The sequence below is a fragment of the Cognatilysobacter tabacisoli genome (genome assembly GCF_003586305.1).
GTDB classification, from domain to species: Bacteria; Pseudomonadota; Gammaproteobacteria; order Xanthomonadales; family Xanthomonadaceae; genus Cognatilysobacter_A; species Cognatilysobacter_A tabacisoli.
This window is the reverse complement of the sequence record NZ_QXJI01000004.1, coordinates 148586-169922: the sequence shown is the minus strand read 5'-3', so window position 1 is coordinate 169922 and position 21337 is coordinate 148586. Positions and strand designations below refer to the sequence as shown.

The following is a 21337-nucleotide window of genomic DNA, read 5'->3' as shown; positions in this document are numbered from 1 at the left end:
CCCCCGGTGACGCCGTGACGCCGATCCTCTCGATCCGCCAGCTGACCAAGACCTACGCCTCGGGGCTGTCCGCGCTGAAGGGCGTCGACCTCGACATCGCGCCCGGCGAGATCTTCGCCCTGCTCGGCCCGAACGGCGCCGGCAAGACCACGCTGATCAGCATCGTCTGCGGCATCGTCAACGCCAGCGGCGGCACGGTCCACGTCGACGGCCACGACATCGTCCGCGACTACCGCGCCGCGCGCGCGACGATCGGGCTGGTGCCGCAGGAGCTGTCGACCGACGCGTTCGAGACTGTGTGGGCGACGGTGCGCTTCAGCCGCGGCCTGTTCGGCAAGCCGCGCGACGACGCGCACCTGGAGCGCGTGCTGCGCGACCTGTCGCTGTGGGACAAGCGCGACAGCAAGATCATGACCCTGTCGGGCGGCATGAAGCGCCGCGTGCTGATCGCCAAGGCGCTCGCGCACGAGCCGCGGCTGCTGTTCCTCGACGAGCCGACCGCCGGCGTCGACGTCGAGCTGCGCCGCGACATGTGGCAGATGGTGCGAGGCCTGCGCGAGCGCGGCGTCACCGTGATCCTGACCACGCACTACATCGAGGAGGCCGAGGAGATGGCCGACCGCATCGGCGTGATCCGCCAGGGCGAACTGGTCGTGGTCGAGGACAAGCACGTCCTGATGCGCAAGCTCGGCAAGAAGCAGCTGACGTTGCAGCTGGCCGAGCCGCTGGCCGCGGTGCCCGGGGCGCTGGCCGACGCCGCGCTCGAGCTGGCCGACGACGGCCATGCGCTGGTCTACACCTTCGACGCGCAGCGCGAGCAGACCGGCATCGCCGCGCTGCTGCGCCGGCTCGACGAGCACGGCATCGCGTTCAAGGACCTGCACTCGAGCGAGAGCTCGCTCGAGGACATCTTCGTCGACCTGGTGCACAACGGACCGCGCCCGCCGCGCGCGGAGGCGCGCCCATGAGCCTGCACTTCAACACCCACGCCGTGGCGGCGATCTACCGCTTCGAGATGGCGCGCACCTTCCGCACGCTGGCCGAGAGCATCATCGCGCCGGTGCTGACCACGTCGCTGTACTTCGTCGTGTTCGGCGCGGCGATCGGCGGGCGCATGGGCGAGGTCGACGGGGTCAGCTACGGCGCCTTCATCATTCCCGGGCTGGTGATGCTGTCGCTGCTGACCGAGAGCGTCTCGAACGCCTCGTTCGGCATCTACATGCCCAAGTGGGCCGGCACGATCTACGAGCTGCTGTCGGCGCCGGTGTCGACGCTGGAGATCGTCACCGGCTACGTCGGCGCGGCGGCGACCAAGTCGCTGATGCTCGGCGCGCTGATCCTGCTGACCGCGCGCTTCTTCGTCGACTACCAGATCGAGCACCCGGTCTGGATGCTGGCGTTCCTGGTGCTGACCGCGCTGAGCTTCAGCCTGTTCGGCTTCATCATCGGCGTGTGGGCCGACAGCTTCCAGAAGCTGCAGGTGATCCCGCTGATGGTGGTGACGCCGCTGACGTTCCTCGGCGGCAGCTTCTATTCGATCACGATGCTGCCGCCGTTCTGGCAGAAGCTGGCGCTGTTCAACCCGGTGGTCTACCTGGTCAGCGGCTTCCGCTGGAGCTTCTACGGCAGCGCCGACGTGCCGGTGGGCCTGAGCCTGGCGGCGATCGTCGGCTTCCTGGCGCTGTGCCTGACCGGCATCTACTGGATCTTCCGGACCGGCTACAAGCTGAAGGCCTGACCGGCGGCCTCAGGCCGCTACGGCCGCGCCGACCCGTCGGCGGACCGCGTCCATGTCGCGAACCGGACGCACCTCGATGCAGCCGGTGCGCGCCCACGGGAACTCCGACGCGATCCGCACCGCCTCGTCGAGGCTGTCGGCCTCGATCAGGTTGAAGCCGGCGAGCATCTCCTTGGTCTCGCTGAACGGGCCGTCGACCACGCTCATGCGGCCGTCGCGCACGCGGATCGAGCGCGCCGTGCGCGGGTGCTCGAGCTGCTGCGAATGGGTCAGGGAACCGCACGCGCGCAGCTCGTCGGCGTGTTCCAGGCAGCCGCGCATCAGCGTGTCGAACTGCCCGTCGGGCAGCGCGTCCATCAGCGCGTCGTCGGTGTAGACCAGCATCAGGTACTGCATCGGTTGCCTCCGTGGCGTGGGGCGCGGCGCCGCGCGGGAAGGCCCCGATGATGCCGCACGCGGCCCACTGCGGGATGTCCCTGCGCGCCCCAATAAAAATGGCGCGGCCTGTCGAATCCGGTCGCGCCCGCTCGTCGACTGGTCAAGAGCCCGGCCAGCCCGGCCCGGGCCCAGCCAGGAGAACGACGATGCGCGTGATGGTGATGGTGAAGGCGACGGCCGAGTCGGAAGCGGGCGAGATGCCCGACGAGGCCCTGATGACGGCGATGGGCCGGTTCAACGAGGAGCTGGTCAAGGCCGGCGTCATGCTCGCCGGCGAGGGCCTGCACCCCACGTCGCGCGGCGCCCGGGTGCTGTTCGAGGGCCCCACCCGCACCGTGGTCGATGGACCGTTCGCCGAGACCAAGGAGCTGGTCGCCGGTTTCTGGCTGTGGCAGGTGCGCTCGATGGACGAGGCGATCGAGTGGGCGCGGCGCTGTCCCAATCCGCACGCCGGCCCGTCGCAGCTGGAGATCCGGCCGGTGTTCGAGGCCGAGGACTTCGGCGCCGAGTTCACCCCCGAACTGCGCGAGCAGGAAGCGCGGCTGCGCGCGCAGATCGGCCAGCCCTGAACGCGAACGCCCCCCACCCACGCCAGTGAGAGTCCCCATGGTCCAGCAGATCTTCGTCAACCTGCCCGTGCACGACCTGCCGCGGGCAAAGGCGTTCTTCGCAGCGCTCGGCTTTGCGTTCAATCCGCAGTTCACCAACGACTCCGGCGCCTGCCTGGTGCTGGGCGACAACATCTTCGCGATGCTGCTGACTCGCGAGTTCTTCGCGACGTTCATCGACCGGCCGGTTGCCGACACGCGCGCGCAGGCCGCGGTGATCGTCTGCGTCGCGGTCGAGTCGCGCGAACGGGTCGACGACTTGTTCGCGCGGGCGCTGGCCGCCGGCGCGACGCCGGGCCGCCCGCCGCAGGACCACGGCTTCATGTACCAGCACGGCTTCGAGGACCTCGATGGCCACCTGTGGGAGCTGGTGCACCTCAGCGGGGCGCCGTCGTGAGCGCGTCGTCGAACACCGGCGCTCGCTGGGCCGGCCGGGCGCTCAGCGCGCTGGTGGTCGTGTTCCTGCTGCTCGACGGCGCAATCAAGCTGGTGCCGCTGCAGGTCGTGATCGACACGCTGGTGCAGCTCGGCTACCCGCCCGATGCCGGCATCGCCCGCACGATCGGCGCGCTGACGCTGGCCTGCGCGCTGCTGTACGCGTGGCCGCGCACGGCGCCGCTCGGCGCGGTGCTGCTGACCGGCGTGCTCGGCGGCGCGATGGCGACGCACCTGCGCGCCGGCAGCCCGATCGCGACCCACCTGCTGTTCGGCCTGTACCTCGGCGTTGCGGCATGGGTCGGGCTGTGGCTGCGCGACCCGCGCGTGCGCTCGGCGCTGCCGTGGCAGCGCGACCCGGCGTGAACCGTGGCCGCGGCCGGCGCCGACGGCTTGCCCGGATCGACGCGCGATGCTGTCATCGCGCGAGATGAGCCCGCGCGACGTCCACCGCAGCATCGACACCGTGTGGCGCATGGAGGCGCCGCGCCTGATCGCCGGCCTCGTGCGCATGGTCCGCGATGTCGGCCTGGCCGAGGAACTGGCCCAGGACGCGCTGGTCGCCGCGCTCGAGCACTGGCCCGGTGACGGCGTGCCCGACAACCCCGGCGCGTGGCTGATGGCGACCGCCAAGCGCCGCGCGATCGACCGGCTGCGCCACCTGCAGCTGCAGCAGCGCAAGCACGAGCAGCTCGCCGTGGAATCCGAGGACGCGCCGCCGCCGTTCGCCGCGCCGGACGATGCCGACCGGCTCGACGACGACATCGGCGACGACCTGCTGCGGCTGGTGTTCACCGCCTGCCACCCGGTCCTTCCGACGCAGGCACGCGTCGCACTGACGCTGCGCCTGCTCGGCGGGCTGACCACCGACGAAATCGCGCGCGCGTTCCTGGTGCCCGAGCCGACCGTGGCCCAGCGCATCGTGCGGGCGAAGAAGTCGCTGGCAAGCGCCGACGTCGCCTACGAGGTGCCGCGCGGGCCGGAGCTGTCGGAGCGGCTGGCGTCGGTGCTCGAGGTGGTCTACCTGATCTTCAACGAGGGCTATGCCGCGACCGCCGGCGACGACTGGATGCGCCCGGCAATGTGCGACGAAGCGCTGCGCCTCGGGCGCGTGCTCGCCGGCCTGGCACCGCGCGAGCCGGAAGTGCACGGCCTGCTCGCGCTGATGGAGATCCAGGCCTCGCGCACGAAGGCGCGAGTCGCCGACGACGGCACGCCGATCCTGCTGCTCGAGCAGGATCGCGGCCGATGGGACCGCCTGCTGATCGGGCGCGGGCTGGCGTCGCTCGCAACGGCCGAGCGGCTGGGCGGCGGCGACGGCCCCTACGCGCTGCAGGCCGCGATCGCCGCGTGCCACGCGCGCGCCGCGACCGCGGACGCGACCGACTGGGCACGCATCGCCGCGCTGTACGCGCGGCTGGCCGCGCGCGCGCCGTCGCCGATCGTCGAGCTCAACCGCGCCGTCGCCGTCGGCATGGCCGATGGACCGGCGGCCGGCCTGGCGCTGGCCGACGCCCTGCGCGAGGCGCCGCAGCTGCAGCACTACCACCTGCTGCCGGCGGTGCGCGGCGACCTGCTGCACAAGCTCGGCCGCTTCGGCGAGGCGCGCGACGAGTTCGAGCGCGCTGCCGGGCTGACCCGCAACGCCCGCGAACAGGCGCTGCTGCGCCAGCGCGCGGCGGCGTGCGGCTGACGAGCCGCCCCGCCCACCCGGCGCGCGTCAGCCGGCCAGCGCGTCCTGGATCTCCTCCAGTCGGCGGCCGCGGGTTTCCACGCCGCTGCGCCACAGCATCGCCGCCGACACCGCCATCGGCACCGCGATCAGCAGCGCCGACCACGCGAAGTGGCTGAAGAAGCCCATGACGCCAAGCCCGGCGCCGAGGATGCCGCCGGCCTTGGAGCTGGCGGCGATGACCCCGGATCCGGTTCCGCGCAGGTGCACCGGGTAGATCTCGGCGGCGTACGGGATCAGCATCGCGATCACGCCGCTGATGCTGACCAGCAGCGCGGCAGTGGCCACGACGGTCGCCGGCTCCGAGCGCAGCCCGGCGAAGCCCATCGCGCTGAAGGCGAGCAGCGCGAGCGTCGTCAGCGCGATGAACACCACCAGCGACTTCACGCTGCTCCAGCGGTGGTACATCCAGATCACCACCGCGATGCCCGGCAGCGCCAGCACCGCCGACTTGGCCAGCAGCGCGCTGGCGGCCTTCGGGTCGACGCCGAGCTGGGTCAGGTTTACAGGCAGCCAGAGCAGGAAGCCGAAGTTCGCCAGCCCCCACGCCACGCCGCACACCAGCAGGCCCCAGGTGATCGGCGCATGGCGACCGCGCAGCAGGGTGCGCGCCCCGGACACCGGGTGCTGCTCGTCGATCACCGGCGCGCCGGGGTGCGCGGCGTCGTCGCGCTCGATCGCCGCGCTGGCCTCGACCCGGCCGTCGCCGTCCGCCGACGCGCCGGCGAACTTGCGCAGCACCGTCCGCGCCTGCGATTCCAGCCCGACGTTGGACAGGAACCGCGGCGACTCGGGGATGAAGCGGTACAGCACCACGATGATCGCGCCGGTCGGCAGGCCGAGCAGCCACAGCACCCGCCAGCTGAACATCGGCTCCAGCCACGCCGCCGCGCCGGCGGCCAGCAGATAGCCGGCCGACGTGCCGATGCCGCCGAGCGCGACGAGCAGCCAGCCGCGGTGCGCCGACGGCACCGTTTCGGCCATCAGCGTGAACGTGATCGGCAGCAGGCCGCCGGCCGACGCGCCCATCAGGAAGCACATCGCCAGGTTCCATTCGAACGTGGGCATGGCCCCGCAGATCGCCGTGCCGATGAACATCAGCGCGCCGAGCAGGATCGCCGCGCGGCGCCCGAACAGGTCGGCGACGCGACCCCACAGCACCGAACCGACCGTCGTACCGGTCAGCGCCACCAGCGCCAGCAGGCTTGCGGTCGGCTTGGCGATCTCGTATTCGAGGCTCATGCCGGGCATCACGAAGCCGAGCGTCGCCGGCTTCATCACGTCGACGGCCAGCGCGATCACCAGGACGATCACCAGCTTCCAGTGCTCGGCGTTGAGCGGCACGCCGTCGGCGATGTGGAAGTGCACGTGGCGGTCGCCGTGCAGGGCCTGTCGCATCAGCGCGAGCCGCGGCATCAGGCCGAACGCGGCCAGCGCCAGGCCGACCGGGATCATGCCCATGCCGACCCACATCTCGGTCGTCATCGGCATGCCGACCATCTGCCAGTGCGTGTGCTCCCCCATCATGAACATCGGCAGGTGCGCGAACACCCCGGCGGTGATCAGCGCGCAGCCGAGCCAGAACGCGACGGGGTGGTGGAACGACAGGCCATTGGCGGACATCGGGACTCCGGGGCGCGCGCGGCCATCGCGTGCGTGTGCGAGAGGAAAACGTGGGCGACGTTGTAGCAGGTTGCCGAGCCCCCGGCGCTAGGCGGGGATCGGGCGCGTCCCGGTGAAGAATCCATTGAGCGTCAGCCGCCCGACCGCCGGGTCGTCGCTCAGTCGCTCGGGCGCGCGGATGTCGCCGCTGTGGAACACGTCGCCGTCGTAGAAGATCAACCGGTTCCACTTCGGCTCGATCGTCAGCGCGTGCTCGAAGAACGCGTTCGACTCGCCCATGTAGCCGGCCGCCACCGGGTAGCGCGCGGCGAAGTCGGCCGGCGACAGGACCACCGAGTCGTACAGCAGCCGCGCGGTGTCGCGCTCGGGCTGCCGGGGCCGATAGAAGCGCGTGCCGCCCAGCGCCGGGTCATGGAACAGGTACAGCACGCAGGCCGATACGCATTCGCCGGGCACCTTCTGCATCCGGTCGCGGTGCGGCAGCCACTGCGGCGGGGTCAGCGCCTGCGGCGGCCGCGTCACCAGTGACAGGCGGCTGTACATGCGCTGCACGCGGCGCACGCCGAGCAGGTCGCGCACGCGCAGCCGGAAGAACTGGTCGAGCGCGGCCGAGAAGGCGTCGGGCATGCGCAGCTCGAGCCCGGGATAGGCGTTGTGGCCCGCCTCGACGAAGCGCGCCCGCTGCTCGATCGCGACGGCGACCAGGCGGTCCGGCTCCAGCAGCGCGTCATCGATGACGTAGCAGGCCTGCCCGGGGCCGATCGGCACGACCTGCACGCGTGGGTTGGGGTTGAACATGGCCGGATTGTAGGTCGCGCCCCGGCGCGCGCGGCCGCCAGCAAAAAGGGGTGGCCGAAGCCACCCCTGTGCATGCCGCAGGTGGAGACGAGGAGGACCTACGGCAGCAGCACCTTGTCGACCACGTGGATCACGCCGTTGCTCTGGTTGACGTCTGCGATGGTGACGCGCGCGCTTCCGCCCTTCGCGTCGGTGATCTGCACGCCGCCGCCGGCCGCCTTCGCGGTCAGCGTGCCGCCCTGCACGGTGGTCAGCGTGGCCGTGCCGCCGCCGGCTTCGATCTGCGACAGCAGGGTCTTCGCATCGACCTTGCCGGCCACGACGTGGTAGGTCAGCACGGAGGTCAGCTGGCCCTTGTTCTCCGGCTTGAGCAGGCTGTCGACCGTGCCGGCCGGCAGCGCGTCGAACGCGGCGTTCGTCGGCGCGAACACGGTGAACGGGCCGGCGCCCTTGAGCGTGTCGACCAGGCCGGCGGCCTTGACCGCGGCGACCAGCGTGGTGTGGTCCTTCGACTTGACCGCGTTGTCGACGATGTCCCTGTTGGCGAGCATCGGTGCGCCGCCGACCATCACCGGCGTCGCCGGGCCGTGGCCCATCTTGGCGTGGTCGGCCTTGTTTTCATGGTGGCCGGCGGTGGCGAGCACCGGAACGGCTACGAGGGTCGCGAGGGCGAAAGCGAGCAGCGAGGGCTTCATCGGGACGACTCCATGGCAGTAGGGGAAGAGGCTGCGTGTGTCGCAGCGCACCGGAGTTACGACCCCCTTCTGGCCGTGGATGCATCACGCGCATTTAACGCGTAGGGCGACGCCCGCGGCGTCAGGGATGCTCGCCGCGGCCCTGCGCCTTGGCCACGCGGATCACCGCGCGCAACCGCTCGCGATCGCGGTGGCGGGAGATCGGCACGGCCCCCAGCGCGACCGCGCGGTCGCGCAGCGCGGCGTCGACGTCGTAGTGCGCGCCGCTGGTCTTGTCCTGGAACGCGCGTCGCGGCAGGCCGAGGCGGGCGGCGAAGTCGTGCAGCTCCGCCAGCGTGTCGGCCATCAGGTGCGCCCAGCGGTGGCCGCGCCACAGAGTGACCGCATCGTCGACGTACACCGCCATCCCGGCGCGTGCTCAGTCCGCCGCGGGAGCGTCGCCGGCGGTGTCGAGGAAATACGGCTCGACCGTACCCTTGACCTTGATCGTCATCGGCTGGCCACGGCGGTCCAGCGCGCGTCCGACCGGCAGTCGCACCCAGCCTTCGCTGACGCAGTACTCCTCGACGTTGGTCTTTTCCTGACCGTTGAAGCGGATGCCGATGCCCCGCTCGAGCACCGCGGCGTCGTGAAACTTGCTGCGCGGGTCGGTGGCGAGGCGGTCGGGGGGCACGTCGGTCATGGCTGGGCTCGTTCGCGGGTGGCCACCGGGGCCACGGGGCCGCACAGGATAGGCGCGGCGCCGGCAGGCGTTAAGAGCGGGCCGCTGCGCCCTCCGGCTGAATGGAGGGCGGGCCTTGTGGGGAGGGGGTTTGCTTTCCGTCCCGGGCGGCGGTACCGTGCGCTTGCTGAGTTCCAAGGGTCACCGTGATCGTGACCCGATGCCGCACACCGCCACATCGTTGCACCTCGCTTTCTCCTTGCAACCAGCGTCCATGTCGCACAACTGCGACGTTTATTTCATCCGTTCCAAGGAGTTAGCAACATGTCCAACCGTGAAACCGGCACCGTCAAGTGGTTCAACGACGCCAAGGGCTTCGGCTTCATCACCCGCCAGAGCGGTGAGGACGTTTTCGTCCACTTCCGCGCCATCCAGACCCAGGGCTTCAAGAGCCTGCAGGAAGGCCAGCAGGTCACGTTCACCGTGACCCAGGGCCAGAAGGGCCTGCAGGCCGACGCCGTCCAGCCGGTCTAAGGCTGACGGCGCGCACCGCCCCCGGGCGGTCGCGGCCTCTCGAAAAGCCCCGCTTCGGCGGGGCTTTTTTTTGCCGCGTGTTTTGCACCCCCGCGCGGCGCATCGAGCGGCCGCGCAACGCTGCATCCCGGCAAGGCACGGCCCCGCCCATTGATCGAACGCCGGCGCGCCCGCAGTTCGAGGGCGTACCCCGATCGAGCCCACCCATGACCGCGCTGCCCACCGTCCGCATCGACTTCGTCTCCGACATCGCCTGCCCGTGGTGCGCGGTGGGGCTCAACGCGCTGGAGCAGGCGATCGAGCGCGTGCGCGGCGAGGTCGAGGTCGAGCTGCACTTCCAGCCGTTCGAGCTCAATCCGCAGATGGGGCCGGAGGGTCAGGACGTCGACGAGCACCTGACCCAGAAGTACGGCTCGACCCCGGCGCAGCTCGCGCAGAACCGGGAGGTGCTGCGCCAGCGCGGCGCCGACGTCGGGTTCGAGTTCAACGCCCGCACGCGGGTCTACAACACCTTCGACTGCCATCGCCTGCTGCATTGGGCGGGGACGATTGGCGCCGAGCACGAGCGCGCGCTCAAGCACGCGCTGCTGAAGGCGTACTTCACCGACGGGCGCGACGTGGCCTCGCATGCAGTGCTGGTCGACGTCGCCGCGGGCACGGGGCTCGATCCCGCCGCCGCGCGCGAGGTGCTCGCGAGCGGGGCCTATGGCGACGACGTGCGCGCCCGGGAGCAGCACTACCAGGCCCGCGGCATCCGCGCGGTGCCGTCGGTGGTCTTCAACGACGCCCAGCTGATCCAGGGCGGCCAGCCGGTCGAACTGTTCGAACAGGCGCTGCGCCAGCTGGCGGGTCCGCGGGCCGGCAGCTGACCGGCCCGATCGCGCCGGCATGCGGCGCGGGCGAGCGCCGCCCGCCTCGTCGTTGTTCACCGGGAGCGCCCCAAGGGTCCGGGCCCGGTCACCGGCGTCTGGCCCCTCCCACGCATTTGCCGCGCGGTCGCAACGGGCGGAGAATCGAGACGCTCGACCGGCAACGCGCGAGTTCCCCGAACCGGAGCCTGCCATGAACCTGCGAACCCTTCTGCTGGCCGCCGCGCTCGCCGCCGCGTCCATGCCGGCTCTGGCCGCCGGCCGCACCGTGCTCGATCCCCACCTGCCGCGCAGCCTGCCCGCGCAGGGGCCGGTCGACGTCCGCTGGACCGACCCGGCTGCCTTCACCGAGTTGCGCCACAGCGGCAACCGCTTCGAAGCGCGCCGTGGCACCTGGGTGGTCGACATCGCCGAGCATTTGCGTCGCGCCGCCGAACGCCGGCTGCCGGCCGGCGAACGCCTCGAGATCGAGATCACCGACATTCGCCGGGCCGGCAACTACGAGCCGTGGCGCGGCATCCAGTACGACCACGTGCGGTTCCTGACCGACCTGTACCCGCCGCGGATGGCGATGCGGGTGCGGCGCATCGGCGCGGACGGCGCGCCCCTGGGCGAGCGCGACGTGGTGCTGATCGACGCGGCCTACCTGATGGGCCCGGGCAGCGGCTTCGACAACGACCCGCTGCGGTTCGAGAAGCACATGATCGACCGCTGGGCGCAGCGCGAACTCGGCCCGCGCCTCGGCGCCGATCGCCACGCGCCGTAGCCCCCCCGACCGTCAGGTCCGCAGGCGTCGGACCAGGCGCTCGGCCGCCTCGCGACTGGACTTGGGGTTCTGGCCGGTGATCAGCTGGCGGTCTTCACGCACGTTCGCCAGCACCGGCACGCCGTTCTGCACGGTGGCGCCCAGCTCGCGCAGCCGGGCCGACAGCAGGAACGGCACCGCGTCGTCGAGCTTGACCAGCTTTTCCTCGAGGTCGGAGAACGCCGTGATCGTGTAGCCGTCGACCAGCGGCCGCCCGTCGGCGCGGACCACGCCGACGAAGGCCGCCGGCCCGTGGCAGACGGCGGCGATCGGCTTGCCCTGTGCGTGGACATCCGCCAGCAGGCGCGCGAGCGCCGGGTGGCCGGGGAAGTCGAACATCGTGCCGTGGCCGCCGGCAATGAAGACCGCGTCGAACTCGTCGGCGCGCACGCTGTCGAGCGCGACCGTGTCGGCGAGCGCCCGGGCCGCCTCGGCCCAGCCGGGATGCTTGTCCGGGTCACGCTCGCTGCGCGGGTCGACCGGGGCCGCGCCGCCGCGCGGGCTGGCGACGACGAGCTCGGCGCCCGCCTCGCCGAGCACCAGCGCCGGCACCGCGAACTCCTCGAGCCACAGGCCGGTCGGCCCGCCGTCGGGCAGCGTGCCGGTGCTGGTCACGATCATCAGGACGCGGGGCATGCGCGAAGCTCCGTAGGCGGGCGCGCAGTGTGGCGAGCGCCGCGTCAACGGCCGATGCAGGGGGCCGCGCTAGCGCTGGCGTCCGGCGCCGCGGGCCGCCGGCTCCAGCGGGTACACCACCGAGATCGGGCAGCCCTGCCCGCGCAGGCCGACGATCGGGGTGATCGGCAGGCTCGCACCGGTCGACAGGCCGTCCAGCGCCAGCACCCGGTCGCCGGGATTGCCGCAGATGGCCGACTGGCCGAGCCCGGAGCGCAGCTCCACCGACTCGGCGCGGCTGAGTTCGGGGCAGCTGCCGGCGAGCTCCACGCGGTAGTAGCGGTGCCCCCCATTGCGCCGCGGCGACACCTCGATGACGACGCCGTCGGCGTCCTCGTGCCAGCCGCGCATCTGGCGCGCGTCGAGGCAGTACGACGTGGAGCCGGCGAACCCGCGGCGGCGCTCGCCGCGCACCTTCACCGGGGCCAGGGTCGGGATGCCGCCGGAGCGGCCGGCCGTCTGCGCCAGCCGGGCGAACTGCTCGGCGTCGATCCGCGCCAGGCCGGACACCGCGCACTGGCGCTCGCCGACCCGCACGTGCTCCTCGTTGGTGCCGCAGACCCAGCCGCCGCGCGCGACCAGCGCCGCGGCGCCGTCGACCGCCGCGCCCGGACAGGCGTCGGCGAGCTCGACCCGGAACCGGCTGTCGTCGGCCAGCCGGATCGCCAGCGTGTGCGCATCCGGCTGCACCGCCTCGGCCATCTGCCGCGCGTCCATGCAGTACGGCGCCGGCGCCGGGGGGCGCTCCTGGGCGCCCGATTCCCCGGCAAGCGCCCCGGCCAGGACGGCCGCCACTGCGCCGGCAACGGCGCGATTGATCGCGATGGGCATGACGCTCGACAGTCCCTGGTCGTTGGCGAGGGCGACAGTCTGCCCGAGGCCTGCAACCCCGTCAGCCCGGCCCCACCCTGCCCGCCCCTGACCCGCGGGGCGCCGTGGGGGTGCGCCAGGGCCCCCGGAGGCGCATAGTGTCCGTTCGACACTGCAGGGCTTCCGCGACCGTACGCGGACGTTGACGGCGCCGAACAGGAGTTTTTGATGACAGGCGCCAAGACTCGCGGCAAGGACCGCGATTACACCCGCGGCACCCAGGCCGGCGGGGACCTCAACCAGAAGCGCATCGACAGCGAGCGCATCACCGCGCAGATCGCCGCGTTCGAGAAGGGCGGCGGCCGGGTCGAGAAGCTGGGCACCACGCGCGTGCTGCAGAAGGTCGACAGCCCCGACGCGGCGCCGACCGTGTCCAAGCCGAAGGCCTCGGGCAAGCGCGCGCGCTGAGCCCGACGCGCGCGGCATCGCGCCGCGCGCTGCTCAGCCTCCCAGTTCCGGATCCAGCAGCAGCAGCGCGGTCGCCGCCGCGGCGAAGTACGCGCGCCGCTCCGCGTCCAGCGCCGGGTCGAAGTGCACCCGGCCGGCATTGAGCACGTCGACCACGGCGACCGGCACGTCGCCGTCGACGATCGCGTAGCCGCCCGGCACGCCCAGCGGCAGCGGGCTGCCGACGAGGCCGTTGAGGCCACGCACCGCGTAGTCCCGTCCCCACGGCGCCGACAGCCGCCCCTGCAGCGTGCCGCCCTGCCGCGACAGCACGAGCGGGCGCGGCTCGAACCCGTCGAGCTTCAGGCCGCACGCCAGCAGCGGCCCCGCCAGCGCGGTCGCATCGATCTCCAGGCGCCGGTCGGCGTCGCCGCGCCCGAGCGTCCACGCGCGGCTGCGGCACTGGACCTCCACCGGCGACTGGTCGCGCGCCACCAGCGTGTAGGCGACGGGCTTCGCCGAACGCACCAGGTCGAACCCCGGCACCGGCACGCCCCATGAGAGCGTCCCGCCTTCGCGCATCTCCAGCGCGCTGTACGGCCCGAAACGCACCGGCTCGCCTTGCCGGCGCGGCGAATGGCCGCTGACCTCGTACGACACCGCGGCGGTGGCGAATCCCGGCGGCAGCCGCACCTGCGCGGTGGTGCATGCGGCCATGGCGAGGGTCGCGGCGGCGACGGCAAACGGACGGCAAGCGGAACGGGACATGGCGCGACCTGATGCGGGGAACGTGGCCGCAGGTTAGGCACGCGCCTGCGGGCCGCCGTATGCCAGTCGTCGTGCACGCGCCGCGCCGTTCATCCGGCATTGCGCCGGCGCCCACGCTCACTCCACGGGCGGCACCGTCGCCAGCCACTGCGCCATCGCGTCGAACGCGGCCGCGCGCGGGGCCGGTGCCGACAGCACCAGGTCGTGCAGGCCGCCGTCGATCCCCTGCACGGCGACGTGCGGTCCGAGCCGCGGCGCGAGCCGCCGGATGTCGTCCACGTCGAGCACGATGTCGGCCGTGCGCGCCGCATCGCTCCAGCGGCGCGGCCACGCGCTGCGCGCCGCGTGCAGCACCAGGCACGGCACCCGCACGTCGAGGCCGGCGGCCACCTCGGCGTGGGCGCGGTGGATCGCACGGAACCACCCGGCCCGCACCGGAAACCCGTCGATGGGCTTCCAGCGCGTGTCGAAATCCCATTCGCCGCGGTGGGCGGCGTGCACGCTCTGGCCATACAGCGGCGACAGCCCCGGCAGCCGCAGCGCCGGCCACACGCGCCCGGCTCCCGCCAGCAGCGGCTCGACCCAGCGCTCCTGCCAGCGCGGCAGGTTCATGTCGAGGAACGGGCTGTTGAGCAGCAGCGCGTCGACGCCGTCGCGGCGCGCGCCGCGGTGCGCGTGCAGCGCCGCGGCGAGCCCGCCGGTCGAATGCCCGTTGACCAGCAGCCAGCCGACGCCGAGTTCGTCGCGCAGCGCGGCGACGGCTGCGTCGAGGTCGGCCAGGTACTCGTCGATGTCGGGCGTGTAGTTCGGCCAGTGGCCCGGTCGCAGCGAGCGGCCGTGGCGGCGCAGGTCGAGCGCGAAGAAGCGCAGGCCCTGCCGTTCGAAGAAGTCGGCCAGGTGCGTCTGGAAGAAGTAGTCGACGAAGCCGTGCACGTACAGCACGGCCGCGCTCGACGGCGTCGCACCGGCGCGCCGGACGAGCGTGGCCTCAACCTCACCGTCGACGCCGCGCAGCCCGGTCAGCGTTGCGCGTTCGAAGCGGGGCAGCATGTCGGACGACCACGGCGTCGGGTGGGGCGGCATGCGACGGCTCCGCGGGCGCGGCCGGGCCGGCTCGCGCGGCGATGATGGAAGCCGGCGGCACGCGGCGCAACGCGCGGGTCGCGCGCGGCGTTCGCCAATCGTTAATGCACGCGACGGGCCATGCGCGGCGGGGGTTTGCGGGCCGTTCGCGCGTCCCGGCGGCGCGGCGGGCCGCGCGCACCGACGCCCGCGTTCACGCCGCGGCGCCGTGCCCGCCCCAACGATGCGCGCACTCCTCACGTGTTGGTGCCTCCATGACGACGTCCCGCCCCGCCACCGCCCTGCTCTGGTCGACCCTGCTGTGCGCGCCGTTCGTCGCACCGGTCGCCGGCGCGCAGACCAAGCCTTCGCAGCCTGAGACCAAGCCGGTCGCCCCGATCGCGCCGACCGAGCGCGCGACGCCTGCGGTGCCCGCGACGCCGGCGACTCCCGGCGCGCCCGGCGAGCCGGCGACGCCCGCCGTGCCGGCCACGCCGGCGACACCGGCCAAGCCGACCGGTCCGGTCGACGACCCGGCCACGCGCACCGGCGCCGATGCGATGCTGCGCGCGCAGATCCTGCTCGAGCGCGCGCGCTTCTCGCCCGGCGAGATCGACGGCCAGGGCGGCAGCAACACGCGCCGCGCGATCGCCGCGTTCCAGTCCGCGCGCGGCCTGCCGTCGACCGGCACGCTCGATGATGCGACCTGGACCGCGCTCAACGGCGACACGCAGGTGGTGATGACCTCCTACACCGTGACCGCGGCGGACGCCGCCGGCCCGTTCGTGACGATCCCCGACGACATGATGGACAAGGCCGCGCTGCCGGCGCTGGGCTACACCTCGGTGCAGGAGGCGCTGGCCGAGCGCTTCCGCGTCAGCCCGAAGCTGCTGGCGTCGCTGAACCCCGGCGCGACGTTCGCCGCCGGCAGCGTGCTGCGGGTGCCCGATGTGGCCGCATTGCCGGCGCTGCCGAAGGCCGCGCGCGTCGTCGTCGACGATTCGGACCAGTCGGTGCAGCTGCTCGACGCGCAGGACAAGGTCTACGCGCGCTTCCCGGCCACCACCGGCAGCCAGCACGACCCGCTGCCGCTGGGCAAGTGGACGATCAAGGGCGTCGCGCGCGACCCGGTCTTCCACTACAACCCCAAGCTTTTCTGGGACGCCGACCCGGACCACGCCAAGGCCAAGATTCCGGCCGGTCCGAACAACCCGGTGGGCCCGGTGTGGATCGACCTGTCGAAGGACCATTACGGCATCCACGGCACGCCCGAGCCGTCGCGCATCGGCAAGACCCAGTCGCACGGCTGCATCCGCCTGACGAACTGGAGCGCGATCGACGTCGCGGCCGCGGTCGCCCCGGGGACGCCGGCGCTGCTGCAGGACTGAGCGGGGCGCAGCGTCGATGCGAACCCGCACGATCGCCGTCGTCGCGCTGCTGCTGTTCGCGGCGAACGCGGGCTACTACGCGTGGCGCCACGGCGCCGCGCCGCACGCGCTGCCGACCGGCCCGGTGGTGAACGTGGGGCCGGCCGCGGACGCCGCGCGCGCGCCGGCGGTCACGGGCAGCGCAAGCGCGCCGGTCGCGACAGTTGCCGTTCCGGCCGCGTCGACTGCGGCGCCGGCGGCGACCACCACGCTGGCCGACGCGGCGCCCGCTCCGGTGGTCGCCGGATCCGGCCTGCTGGTGCCGGTCGAAGGCGTGACCCAGGCGCAGCTGCTCGACACCTTCGACCAGCCACGCGGCACCGAACGCCGCCATGAGGCGCTCGACATCCTGGCCCCGGCCGGGACGCCGGTGCTGGCCGCGGTCGACGGGCGGATCGAGAAGCTGTTCACCAGCGCCGCGGGCGGGCTGACGATCTACCAGTTCGATCCGCAGCGCGAGCGCGCGTACTACTACGCGCACCTGCAGTCGTACGCGCCGACGGTGCGCGAAGGCGTCGAGGTCCGGCGCGGCGAGATCATCGGCTTCGTCGGCAGCACCGGCAACGCCAACCCCGCCGCGCCGCACCTGCACTTCGCGATCTTCGAGCTCGGCCCGGAGAAGCGCTGGTGGGAAGGCACGCCGATCAATCCGTACCCGCTGCTCGCGCGCTGACCATCCATCGCGCGCGGGCGAGTCGCCCCCGCGCATTGGCCCCACGCAGCGCGCGCGCAGTGGCTCTCGAACGCACCAATCGCGGGGCATAACGTCGCGGCACATCCCGAACCGTGAGGTGTGCCATGAACCGCAACGTCCCCTGCACCGCCGCGCTGGTCGCGTTCGCCGCGGCCACTGCCTGCGCCGCATCGCCCGCCCGCGCCCAGTCCGCCACCGCCGACGGCTGCGCGCGCCAGTTCGAAATCGCCCAGCAGCTCGACATGACCTCGTTCCGCGACTACGACGCCGAGACGTTCCGCGCGGTGCACGACGAGCGCGCGATCACCGTATTCGGCAGCGGCGCCACGCGCATCGGCATCGACGCGATCATGGCGGCGCTCGCCAGTCACTTCGCCAACCGCGAAGCGCAGTGGAGCTGGACCGAGCGCTACCGCGTCGTCGACGGCTGCCGCTCGGCCTTCATCCTGTACGAGACGGTCTACGCGATCCCGCGCATCGGCTACCGCGCCCGAGCGCTGACCGGCGTGACCTACACCCACGACGGAAACCGCTGGCTGGCCGTGGCCGACCAGGGCACGCCGCTGCCGTAATTGCGGCGCCCGCTCCGCTTGCGCCGCCGTGACGGCGGCGGCGGGTCGCGCGCCATCCCCGGGCGCCGCGACCCGCGCTTTTCTTGCATGTCCGCCGCGGCCACGCGCATCGGCGCGCGGCCGCGGCGTCACGGCACCACGAACACCACCGCCGTGCGTGCCGGCACCGAGAACGTGCCGCTGTCGACGGCGACGGTCGCGTTCGCAGCGCGGCGGTCGGCCGCGTTCGCCGCCGCGTGCACCGGGTGCAGGCGCCAGGCCTTGCCCGCCTCGCTGCCGAATTCCAGCGTCTGCGCGCGCGTGTCGACGTTGACCAGGTACAGCAGCTCGCGGAAGTTCGCGCCGTCGAGTCCGCGGCCGTCGAGGCGCGCGGCCAGTACGGTCGGCACCTGCGCGCTACCGGTGTTGAGGAACGTCAGCCGCTGGCGCACCTCGTCGGCGGTGCGCAGGCGGAACAGCGTCGAGCTGGCGCGGATCCGCAGCAGGTCGCGGAACGCGTCGCGCGTCCACGCAATGTCGGCGGCCATCGGCTTGAGATCCGGGTTCGCCAGCCGCGGCGCCATCACCGGCCAGTTCGCGGCGTTGTCGCCGGCCGGCGGCAGGCCGGTGCCGAAGTGGTTGGTGGTGTAGGTCCAGTCGAGCCGGTTGAACCAGTCGCCGCTGTTGTAGCTGTTGCGGTCCATCGACTTGCTGCGCAGCGTGTCGATGCCGGCGTGGTAGTACGCCACGCCCTGGCTGAAGGCGGTGATCGCCGCGCCGAGCAGCTGCACCCGGGCGCGATCCTCGCGCGTGGTCCACAGCGGCAGCTTGTAGGCGTTGTTGTCGAACAGCGTCTGGTTGTCGTGGTTCTCGACGTAGTTGACCGCCTCCTGCGGGTCGCTGACGTAGCCGGCCGGCTGGCCGTTGTAGTCCAGCTGCGCCAGCGGCAGCGTCGCGTCCCAGTGCGTGGTCAGCACGTAGTCGCGCAGCGAGCCGGCCAGCCCGACCTTGACCAGGTCGGCGAACCACATCAGCTCGCCGCGCGACTTGTTCGCGCCGCTGCCGTTGTCGTCGTAGACCAGCCCGTTGATGTAGCCCTGGTTGCGCACCAGCGCGTCGCCGCTGTCGAAGCCCGACCCGCCGCGCACCGCGTCGCGCGCGCGGTCGCTGAAGGTGCCGATGCCGCTGCCGTTGAGCGACAGCTGGCTGGCCTGCACGAAGCGCGCGCCGTTGGCGACCTCGCCGAAGTTCCAGCCCTCGCCGAGCAGCTGGATCGGACGGCCGGCCGCGGCCGAGACCTCGTCGTACAGCCGCTCCATCACCGCGCGCGGCTGGTGGCCCATCAGGTCGAAGCGGAACGAGTCGACGTGGTGCTCGACCGCCCAGGTCTTGACCGAGTCGATCATCAGCTTGCCCATCATCAGGTTCTCGGTGGCGGTGTTCTCGCAGCACGTCGAACGCTCGATGTCGCCATTGCCGTTGAGGCGGTGGTAGTAGCCGGGCACGACCCGGTCGAGCACCGAGCGCGCGTTCTGGCCCGACGCGCTGGTGTGGTTGTAGACCACGTCCATGCCCACGCGCAGGCCCGCGGCGTGCAGCGCCATCACCATCGCGCGGAACTCGCGCACGCGCGCGGCGCCGTCGCGCGCGTCGGTGGCGAAGCTGCCCTCCGGCGCGGTGAAGTGCCACGGGTCGTAGCCCCAGTTGAAGCAGTCCGCGTCGCGCACCGCGCCGACCGCGGCCTGCTGCGCGTCCGAGTCCGGCGCGGCCATCGGGATCTGCGGCGTCACGCAACCGGTCTCCGGCACGCTGGCCAGGTCGAACACCGGCAGCAGGTGCACGTCGGTCAGCCCGGCCTGCGCCAGCGCGCGCAGGTGCTTCATGCCGTTCGAGTTCCAGTTGGCGAACGCCAGGTACTTGCCGCGGTGGCGCGGGTCGACGGTGGCGTCGTCGATCGAGAAATCGCGCACGTGCAGCTCGTAGATCGCCATGTCCTCCTGTTCGCGCACGCGCGCCGGCGAGCGGTCGAGCTGCCAGCCCGGCGGCTGCAGCTGCGGCGCGTCGAGGTCGGCCAGATAGCTGCGCTGCGAATCGGCGTCGAGGCTGATCGCGTACGGGTCGGTGACGAGGTTGCGCACCAGCCCGACGCCGCGCACGAACACCTGCACCGCGTAGCGGTAGTACAGGCCGGTCGGCAGCCCACGGCGCGCGAGCGCCCAGCTGCCGGTGGCGGGGTCGAAGTCCATCGCCTGCTGCAGCATCGTGCCGCCCCCGGGCGCGTACACGCACAGCGTCACCTGCTGCGCGGTCGGCGCCCACAGGCGGAAGCGCGCCTGCCCGCGCTCCATGCGCACGCCGAGGTCGTCGAGCGCGTCGGCCGATGCATGGCGGTCGTCGAGCTGGCCGGGCAGCTGCGCGGTGGTGGCGCCGAGCACGTTGCCGTCGACGTCCTGCTGCACGACGACGAGCTGGTGTGGGAGCACCGACGCCAGCCGAACGTCGTCGGCGGCGTCGACGGCCAGCACCACGCCGGGCTCGACCCACTTGAAGCGCTCGGCCGCGGCCGCGGGCACGGCGCCGCCGACCGCCAGCGCGATCGACCCGTCGGCGCCGGCGACCGGCGCGCCCTTGCGCGCGACGATCTGGCCGGTGGCCGAGTGGTACAGCCGGAACGTGCCGGCGGTGTCGGTGCGCGGCCACTGCAGCAGCGCGCGGGTCAGCCACACCGCGCGCGCGTCGGTGGTCGACGCGCGGCGCGTGTCCGGCGAGGCGGTGAACACGCGCGGCTCGCCCTGCACCAGCCAGATCGAACCGGTGCCGTCGCGGATCGTCAGCGACGCGTACGCGACGCGGATGTTGTCGTTCCAGCCGTCCTTGTTGTTGACGCCGCCGTTCGGGTTCGACGGCATGCCGTGGATGATGAATTCGACCGCGCTGCGGTCCGGGTTCGACTGCGGGTTCAGCACCGGCAGGTCGAACACCACCTCCGAGCCGTCCGGCGACGCGGCGTAGTTCGGCATCGCCGACAGTGGCACGGGGTTCGGCCACTGGTCGAGCGCCAGCCCCGGCAGGCGCGACACGTCGATGCCGCTGGTCGGCCAGAGGTGCAGGCCCCACGCGTCATAGTTGCCGTCGAAGCGCTTGTAATGCACGCGCACGGTGTCGATGTCGGCCGCCGCGCCGAGCGGGTTGCTGCGGTACACCGTCGCGTCGCCGGAGCGCAGCCAGAACTGCGTGCCCTCGCCGAACCTGACGATGCGGTCGACGCCGGGGTCGCCGTTCTGCCCAGGCGGGTGGACGATGAAGCCGAAGCCGGCGGCCTGAGGGTGGGTGAACTTGGCGGCCTCGAGATCGAAGTACGCGCCGAAGTCGTCGATGCCGCTGCGCGCCAGCGGCGACGGCCACGTCACGCCCGGGTAGTCGGCGACGTACTGGCCGGCGTCATTGACCTGCCACACGTGCAGGCCCCAGTCGGCGTAGTTGCCGTCGGGCCGGTGGTAGCGGATGCGCACGTCCGCCGGCGCGCCGTCGACGGCGCCGGCCGGGATCGCGGCAAGGACGGTGCTCGGTGGCGCGTCGCACAGCGCCGCAGCGTCGACCGGCAGCACGTTGCCCTGCCCCTGGTGCGCATTGGCCAGCGGCGCCTTGCCGGCCTCCGCGGCGGGCGACCACGGCAGCTCGCACGCCGACAGCAGCAGTGACAGCACCAGCAGCAGCGCCATGCGCGCGACGCGCACGGACCGGACGATCGACAGGCTCATCGTGACGCTCCCTTTCCCGACAAGGGCCGCGGTCGACGACACGACGCGCGGCGCGGCCGCTCCGCCGGATGCGCGTGCATCGGATGGGGAGTCGGCCGCGGACCGACTCTGCGCGCGCTCGCGGTGCAGCAACAAGACGATCGCGCGCCGCTGCAAACGTATTCTCGGCCCCGCGCTGCGATCGAGTGCGCCTATCGGCGCGCCGC

Annotated in this window: 24 protein-coding genes; 13 read left to right on the top strand and 11 right to left on the bottom strand. The window is 72.6% G+C overall.

Annotated features, from left to right (window positions below; genetic code table 11):
* The first annotated feature begins 14 nt into the window (after positions 1-14).
* Both D3A60_RS13270 and D3A60_RS13265 read left to right on the top strand, forming a co-directional pair.
* A complete protein-coding gene (locus D3A60_RS13270; RefSeq protein ID WP_119719250.1) occupies positions 15-968 on the top strand; it encodes an ABC transporter ATP-binding protein in 954 nt (317 codons plus the stop codon).
* The gene (locus D3A60_RS13265) at positions 965-1738 is read left to right on the top strand and encodes an ABC transporter permease (protein WP_119719249.1); all 774 of its coding nucleotides are present in this window, start codon (positions 965-967) and stop codon (positions 1736-1738) included. The genes D3A60_RS13270 and D3A60_RS13265 overlap by 4 nt, the downstream gene beginning before the upstream one ends.
* A gap of 9 nt (positions 1739-1747) precedes the next feature.
* Here the strand turns inward: D3A60_RS13265 and D3A60_RS13260 are convergent, their stop codons facing one another.
* Complete coding sequence (locus D3A60_RS13260) at positions 1748-2134, bottom strand: YciI family protein (protein WP_119719248.1); 387 nt, start codon at positions 2132-2134, stop codon at positions 1748-1750.
* A gap of 188 nt (positions 2135-2322) precedes the next feature.
* Between D3A60_RS13260 and D3A60_RS13255 the strand changes: the two genes are divergently transcribed.
* The 4 genes from D3A60_RS13255 to D3A60_RS13240 all read left to right on the top strand — a co-directional run bounded on the left by D3A60_RS13255 (position 2323) and on the right by D3A60_RS13240 (position 4912).
* The gene (locus tag D3A60_RS13255) at positions 2323-2745 is read left to right on the top strand and encodes a YciI family protein (protein WP_119719247.1); all 423 of its coding nucleotides are present in this window, start codon (positions 2323-2325) and stop codon (positions 2743-2745) included.
* Positions 2746-2770: 25 nt separating this feature from the next.
* A complete protein-coding gene (locus D3A60_RS13250; RefSeq protein ID WP_407062787.1) occupies positions 2771-3181 on the top strand; it encodes a VOC family protein in 411 nt (136 codons plus the stop codon).
* Positions 3178-3585 (top strand): DoxX family protein, encoded by a 408-nt coding sequence (locus D3A60_RS13245; protein ID WP_119719245.1) that lies wholly within the window; start codon positions 3178-3180, stop codon positions 3583-3585. The genes D3A60_RS13250 and D3A60_RS13245 overlap by 4 nt, the downstream gene beginning before the upstream one ends.
* Positions 3586-3649: 64 nt before the next feature.
* A complete protein-coding gene (locus tag D3A60_RS13240; protein WP_119719408.1) occupies positions 3650-4912 on the top strand; it encodes an RNA polymerase sigma factor in 1263 nt (420 codons plus the stop codon).
* 27 nt (positions 4913-4939) lie between these two features.
* Here D3A60_RS13240 and D3A60_RS13235 read toward each other — a convergent pair whose 3' ends face one another.
* From D3A60_RS13235 to D3A60_RS13215, 5 genes are all read right to left on the bottom strand, one after another.
* The gene (locus tag D3A60_RS13235; protein ID WP_119719244.1) at positions 4940-6574 is read right to left on the bottom strand and encodes an MFS transporter; all 1635 of its coding nucleotides are present in this window, start codon (positions 6572-6574) and stop codon (positions 4940-4942) included.
* An 87-nt stretch (positions 6575-6661) separates the two neighbouring features.
* A complete protein-coding gene (locus D3A60_RS13230) occupies positions 6662-7372 on the bottom strand; it encodes a DUF6445 family protein (protein ID WP_119719243.1) in 711 nt (236 codons plus the stop codon).
* A gap of 98 nt (positions 7373-7470) precedes the next feature.
* Entirely contained in the window at positions 7471-7968 is a 498-nt protein-coding gene (locus D3A60_RS13225; protein WP_231120528.1) for a fasciclin domain-containing protein, read from the bottom strand.
* Positions 7969-8188: 220 nt separating this feature from the next.
* Positions 8189-8473: a DUF4031 domain-containing protein gene (locus D3A60_RS13220; protein ID WP_119719241.1), complete on the bottom strand. Its 285-nt coding sequence runs from the start codon at positions 8471-8473 to the stop codon at positions 8189-8191.
* A gap of 12 nt (positions 8474-8485) precedes the next feature.
* The gene (locus tag D3A60_RS13215; RefSeq protein ID WP_119719240.1) at positions 8486-8749 is read right to left on the bottom strand and encodes a DUF3297 family protein; all 264 of its coding nucleotides are present in this window, start codon (positions 8747-8749) and stop codon (positions 8486-8488) included.
* A gap of 303 nt (positions 8750-9052) precedes the next feature.
* On the opposite strand from D3A60_RS13215, the gene D3A60_RS13210 reads away from it, so the two are divergent.
* The 3 genes from D3A60_RS13210 (at position 9053) to D3A60_RS13200 (ending at position 10897) form a co-directional block, all read left to right on the top strand.
* Complete coding sequence (locus D3A60_RS13210) at positions 9053-9262, top strand: cold-shock protein (RefSeq protein WP_119719239.1); 210 nt, start codon at positions 9053-9055, stop codon at positions 9260-9262.
* 206 nt (positions 9263-9468) lie between these two features.
* On the top strand, positions 9469-10131 hold the full coding sequence (locus tag D3A60_RS13205; RefSeq protein WP_119719238.1) for a DsbA family oxidoreductase: 663 nt from the start codon (positions 9469-9471) through the stop codon (positions 10129-10131).
* Positions 10132-10324: 193 nt separating this feature from the next.
* Positions 10325-10897: a DUF3016 domain-containing protein gene (locus tag D3A60_RS13200; RefSeq protein WP_119719237.1), complete on the top strand. Its 573-nt coding sequence runs from the start codon at positions 10325-10327 to the stop codon at positions 10895-10897.
* A gap of 12 nt (positions 10898-10909) precedes the next feature.
* Here D3A60_RS13200 and D3A60_RS13195 read toward each other — a convergent pair whose 3' ends face one another.
* The gene (locus D3A60_RS13195; RefSeq protein ID WP_119719236.1) at positions 10910-11572 is read right to left on the bottom strand and encodes a type 1 glutamine amidotransferase domain-containing protein; all 663 of its coding nucleotides are present in this window, start codon (positions 11570-11572) and stop codon (positions 10910-10912) included.
* Positions 11573-11641: 69 nt separating this feature from the next.
* Entirely contained in the window at positions 11642-12442 is an 801-nt protein-coding gene (locus tag D3A60_RS13190) for a hypothetical protein (RefSeq protein ID WP_119719235.1), read from the bottom strand.
* A gap of 207 nt (positions 12443-12649) precedes the next feature.
* On the opposite strand from D3A60_RS13190, the gene D3A60_RS13185 reads away from it, so the two are divergent.
* Positions 12650-12889 (top strand): hypothetical protein, encoded by a 240-nt coding sequence (locus D3A60_RS13185; RefSeq protein ID WP_119719234.1) that lies wholly within the window; start codon positions 12650-12652, stop codon positions 12887-12889.
* A gap of 33 nt (positions 12890-12922) precedes the next feature.
* Here D3A60_RS13185 and D3A60_RS13180 read toward each other — a convergent pair whose 3' ends face one another.
* Positions 12923-13636: a hypothetical protein gene (locus D3A60_RS13180; protein WP_157981490.1), complete on the bottom strand. Its 714-nt coding sequence runs from the start codon at positions 13634-13636 to the stop codon at positions 12923-12925.
* 117 nt (positions 13637-13753) lie between these two features.
* Positions 13754-14719 carry an alpha/beta fold hydrolase gene (locus D3A60_RS13175; protein ID WP_119719232.1) on the bottom strand — a complete coding sequence of 322 codons (966 nt, stop codon included), beginning with the start codon at positions 14717-14719 and terminating at the stop codon, positions 13754-13756.
* Between the two features lie 254 nt (positions 14720-14973).
* Here D3A60_RS13175 and D3A60_RS13170 point away from each other — a divergent pair, with 254 nt between their 5' ends.
* The 3 genes from D3A60_RS13170 to D3A60_RS13160 all read left to right on the top strand — a co-directional run bounded on the left by D3A60_RS13170 (position 14974) and on the right by D3A60_RS13160 (position 17391).
* Positions 14974-16086, top strand: coding sequence for a L,D-transpeptidase family protein (locus D3A60_RS13170; RefSeq protein WP_119719231.1), 1113 nt, complete (start codon positions 14974-14976; stop codon positions 16084-16086).
* 16 nt (positions 16087-16102) lie between these two features.
* Entirely contained in the window at positions 16103-16798 is a 696-nt protein-coding gene (locus D3A60_RS13165) for a M23 family metallopeptidase (RefSeq protein WP_119719230.1), read from the top strand.
* Between the two features lie 125 nt (positions 16799-16923).
* Entirely contained in the window at positions 16924-17391 is a 468-nt protein-coding gene (locus D3A60_RS13160; protein WP_119719229.1) for a Cif family virulence factor, read from the top strand.
* A 128-nt stretch (positions 17392-17519) separates the two neighbouring features.
* On the opposite strand, the gene D3A60_RS13155 is transcribed toward D3A60_RS13160, so the two are convergent.
* Positions 17520-21131 (bottom strand): alpha-1,6-glucosidase domain-containing protein, encoded by a 3612-nt coding sequence (locus D3A60_RS13155; protein ID WP_196778749.1) that lies wholly within the window; start codon positions 21129-21131, stop codon positions 17520-17522.
* Positions 21132-21337: the final 206 nt, after the last annotated feature.

Coding starts and splice junctions, on each gene's coding strand:
- D3A60_RS13265 (WP_119719249.1), top strand. CDS start 965: ATGAGCCTGCACTTCAACACCCACGCCGTGGCGGCGATCTACCGCTTC.
- D3A60_RS13260 (WP_119719248.1), bottom strand. CDS start 2,134: ATGCAGTACCTGATGCTGGTCTACACCGACGACGCGCTGATGGACGCG.
- D3A60_RS13255 (WP_119719247.1), top strand. CDS start 2,323: ATGCGCGTGATGGTGATGGTGAAGGCGACGGCCGAGTCGGAAGCGGGC.
- D3A60_RS13240 (WP_119719408.1), top strand. CDS start 3,650: ATGAGCCCGCGCGACGTCCACCGCAGCATCGACACCGTGTGGCGCATG.
- D3A60_RS13235 (WP_119719244.1), bottom strand. CDS start 6,574: ATGTCCGCCAATGGCCTGTCGTTCCACCACCCCGTCGCGTTCTGGCTC.
- D3A60_RS13230 (WP_119719243.1), bottom strand. CDS start 7,372: ATGTTCAACCCCAACCCACGCGTGCAGGTCGTGCCGATCGGCCCCGGG.
- D3A60_RS13225 (WP_231120528.1), bottom strand. CDS start 7,968: ATGGGCCACGGCCCGGCGACGCCGGTGATGGTCGGCGGCGCACCGATG.
- D3A60_RS13220 (WP_119719241.1), bottom strand. CDS start 8,473: ATGGCGGTGTACGTCGACGATGCGGTCACTCTGTGGCGCGGCCACCGC.
- D3A60_RS13215 (WP_119719240.1), bottom strand. CDS start 8,749: ATGACCGACGTGCCCCCCGACCGCCTCGCCACCGACCCGCGCAGCAAG.
- D3A60_RS13210 (WP_119719239.1), top strand. CDS start 9,053: ATGTCCAACCGTGAAACCGGCACCGTCAAGTGGTTCAACGACGCCAAG.
- D3A60_RS13205 (WP_119719238.1), top strand. CDS start 9,469: ATGACCGCGCTGCCCACCGTCCGCATCGACTTCGTCTCCGACATCGCC.
- D3A60_RS13200 (WP_119719237.1), top strand. CDS start 10,325: ATGAACCTGCGAACCCTTCTGCTGGCCGCCGCGCTCGCCGCCGCGTCC.
- D3A60_RS13195 (WP_119719236.1), bottom strand. CDS start 11,572: ATGCCCCGCGTCCTGATGATCGTGACCAGCACCGGCACGCTGCCCGAC.
- D3A60_RS13190 (WP_119719235.1), bottom strand. CDS start 12,442: ATGCCCATCGCGATCAATCGCGCCGTTGCCGGCGCAGTGGCGGCCGTC.
- D3A60_RS13185 (WP_119719234.1), top strand. CDS start 12,650: ATGACAGGCGCCAAGACTCGCGGCAAGGACCGCGATTACACCCGCGGC.
- D3A60_RS13180 (WP_157981490.1), bottom strand. CDS start 13,636: ATGTCCCGTTCCGCTTGCCGTCCGTTTGCCGTCGCCGCCGCGACCCTC.
- D3A60_RS13175 (WP_119719232.1), bottom strand. CDS start 14,719: ATGCCGCCCCACCCGACGCCGTGGTCGTCCGACATGCTGCCCCGCTTC.
- D3A60_RS13170 (WP_119719231.1), top strand. CDS start 14,974: ATGACGACGTCCCGCCCCGCCACCGCCCTGCTCTGGTCGACCCTGCTG.
- D3A60_RS13165 (WP_119719230.1), top strand. CDS start 16,103: ATGCGAACCCGCACGATCGCCGTCGTCGCGCTGCTGCTGTTCGCGGCG.
- D3A60_RS13160 (WP_119719229.1), top strand. CDS start 16,924: ATGAACCGCAACGTCCCCTGCACCGCCGCGCTGGTCGCGTTCGCCGCG.
- D3A60_RS13155 (WP_196778749.1), bottom strand. CDS start 21,131: ATGAGCCTGTCGATCGTCCGGTCCGTGCGCGTCGCGCGCATGGCGCTG.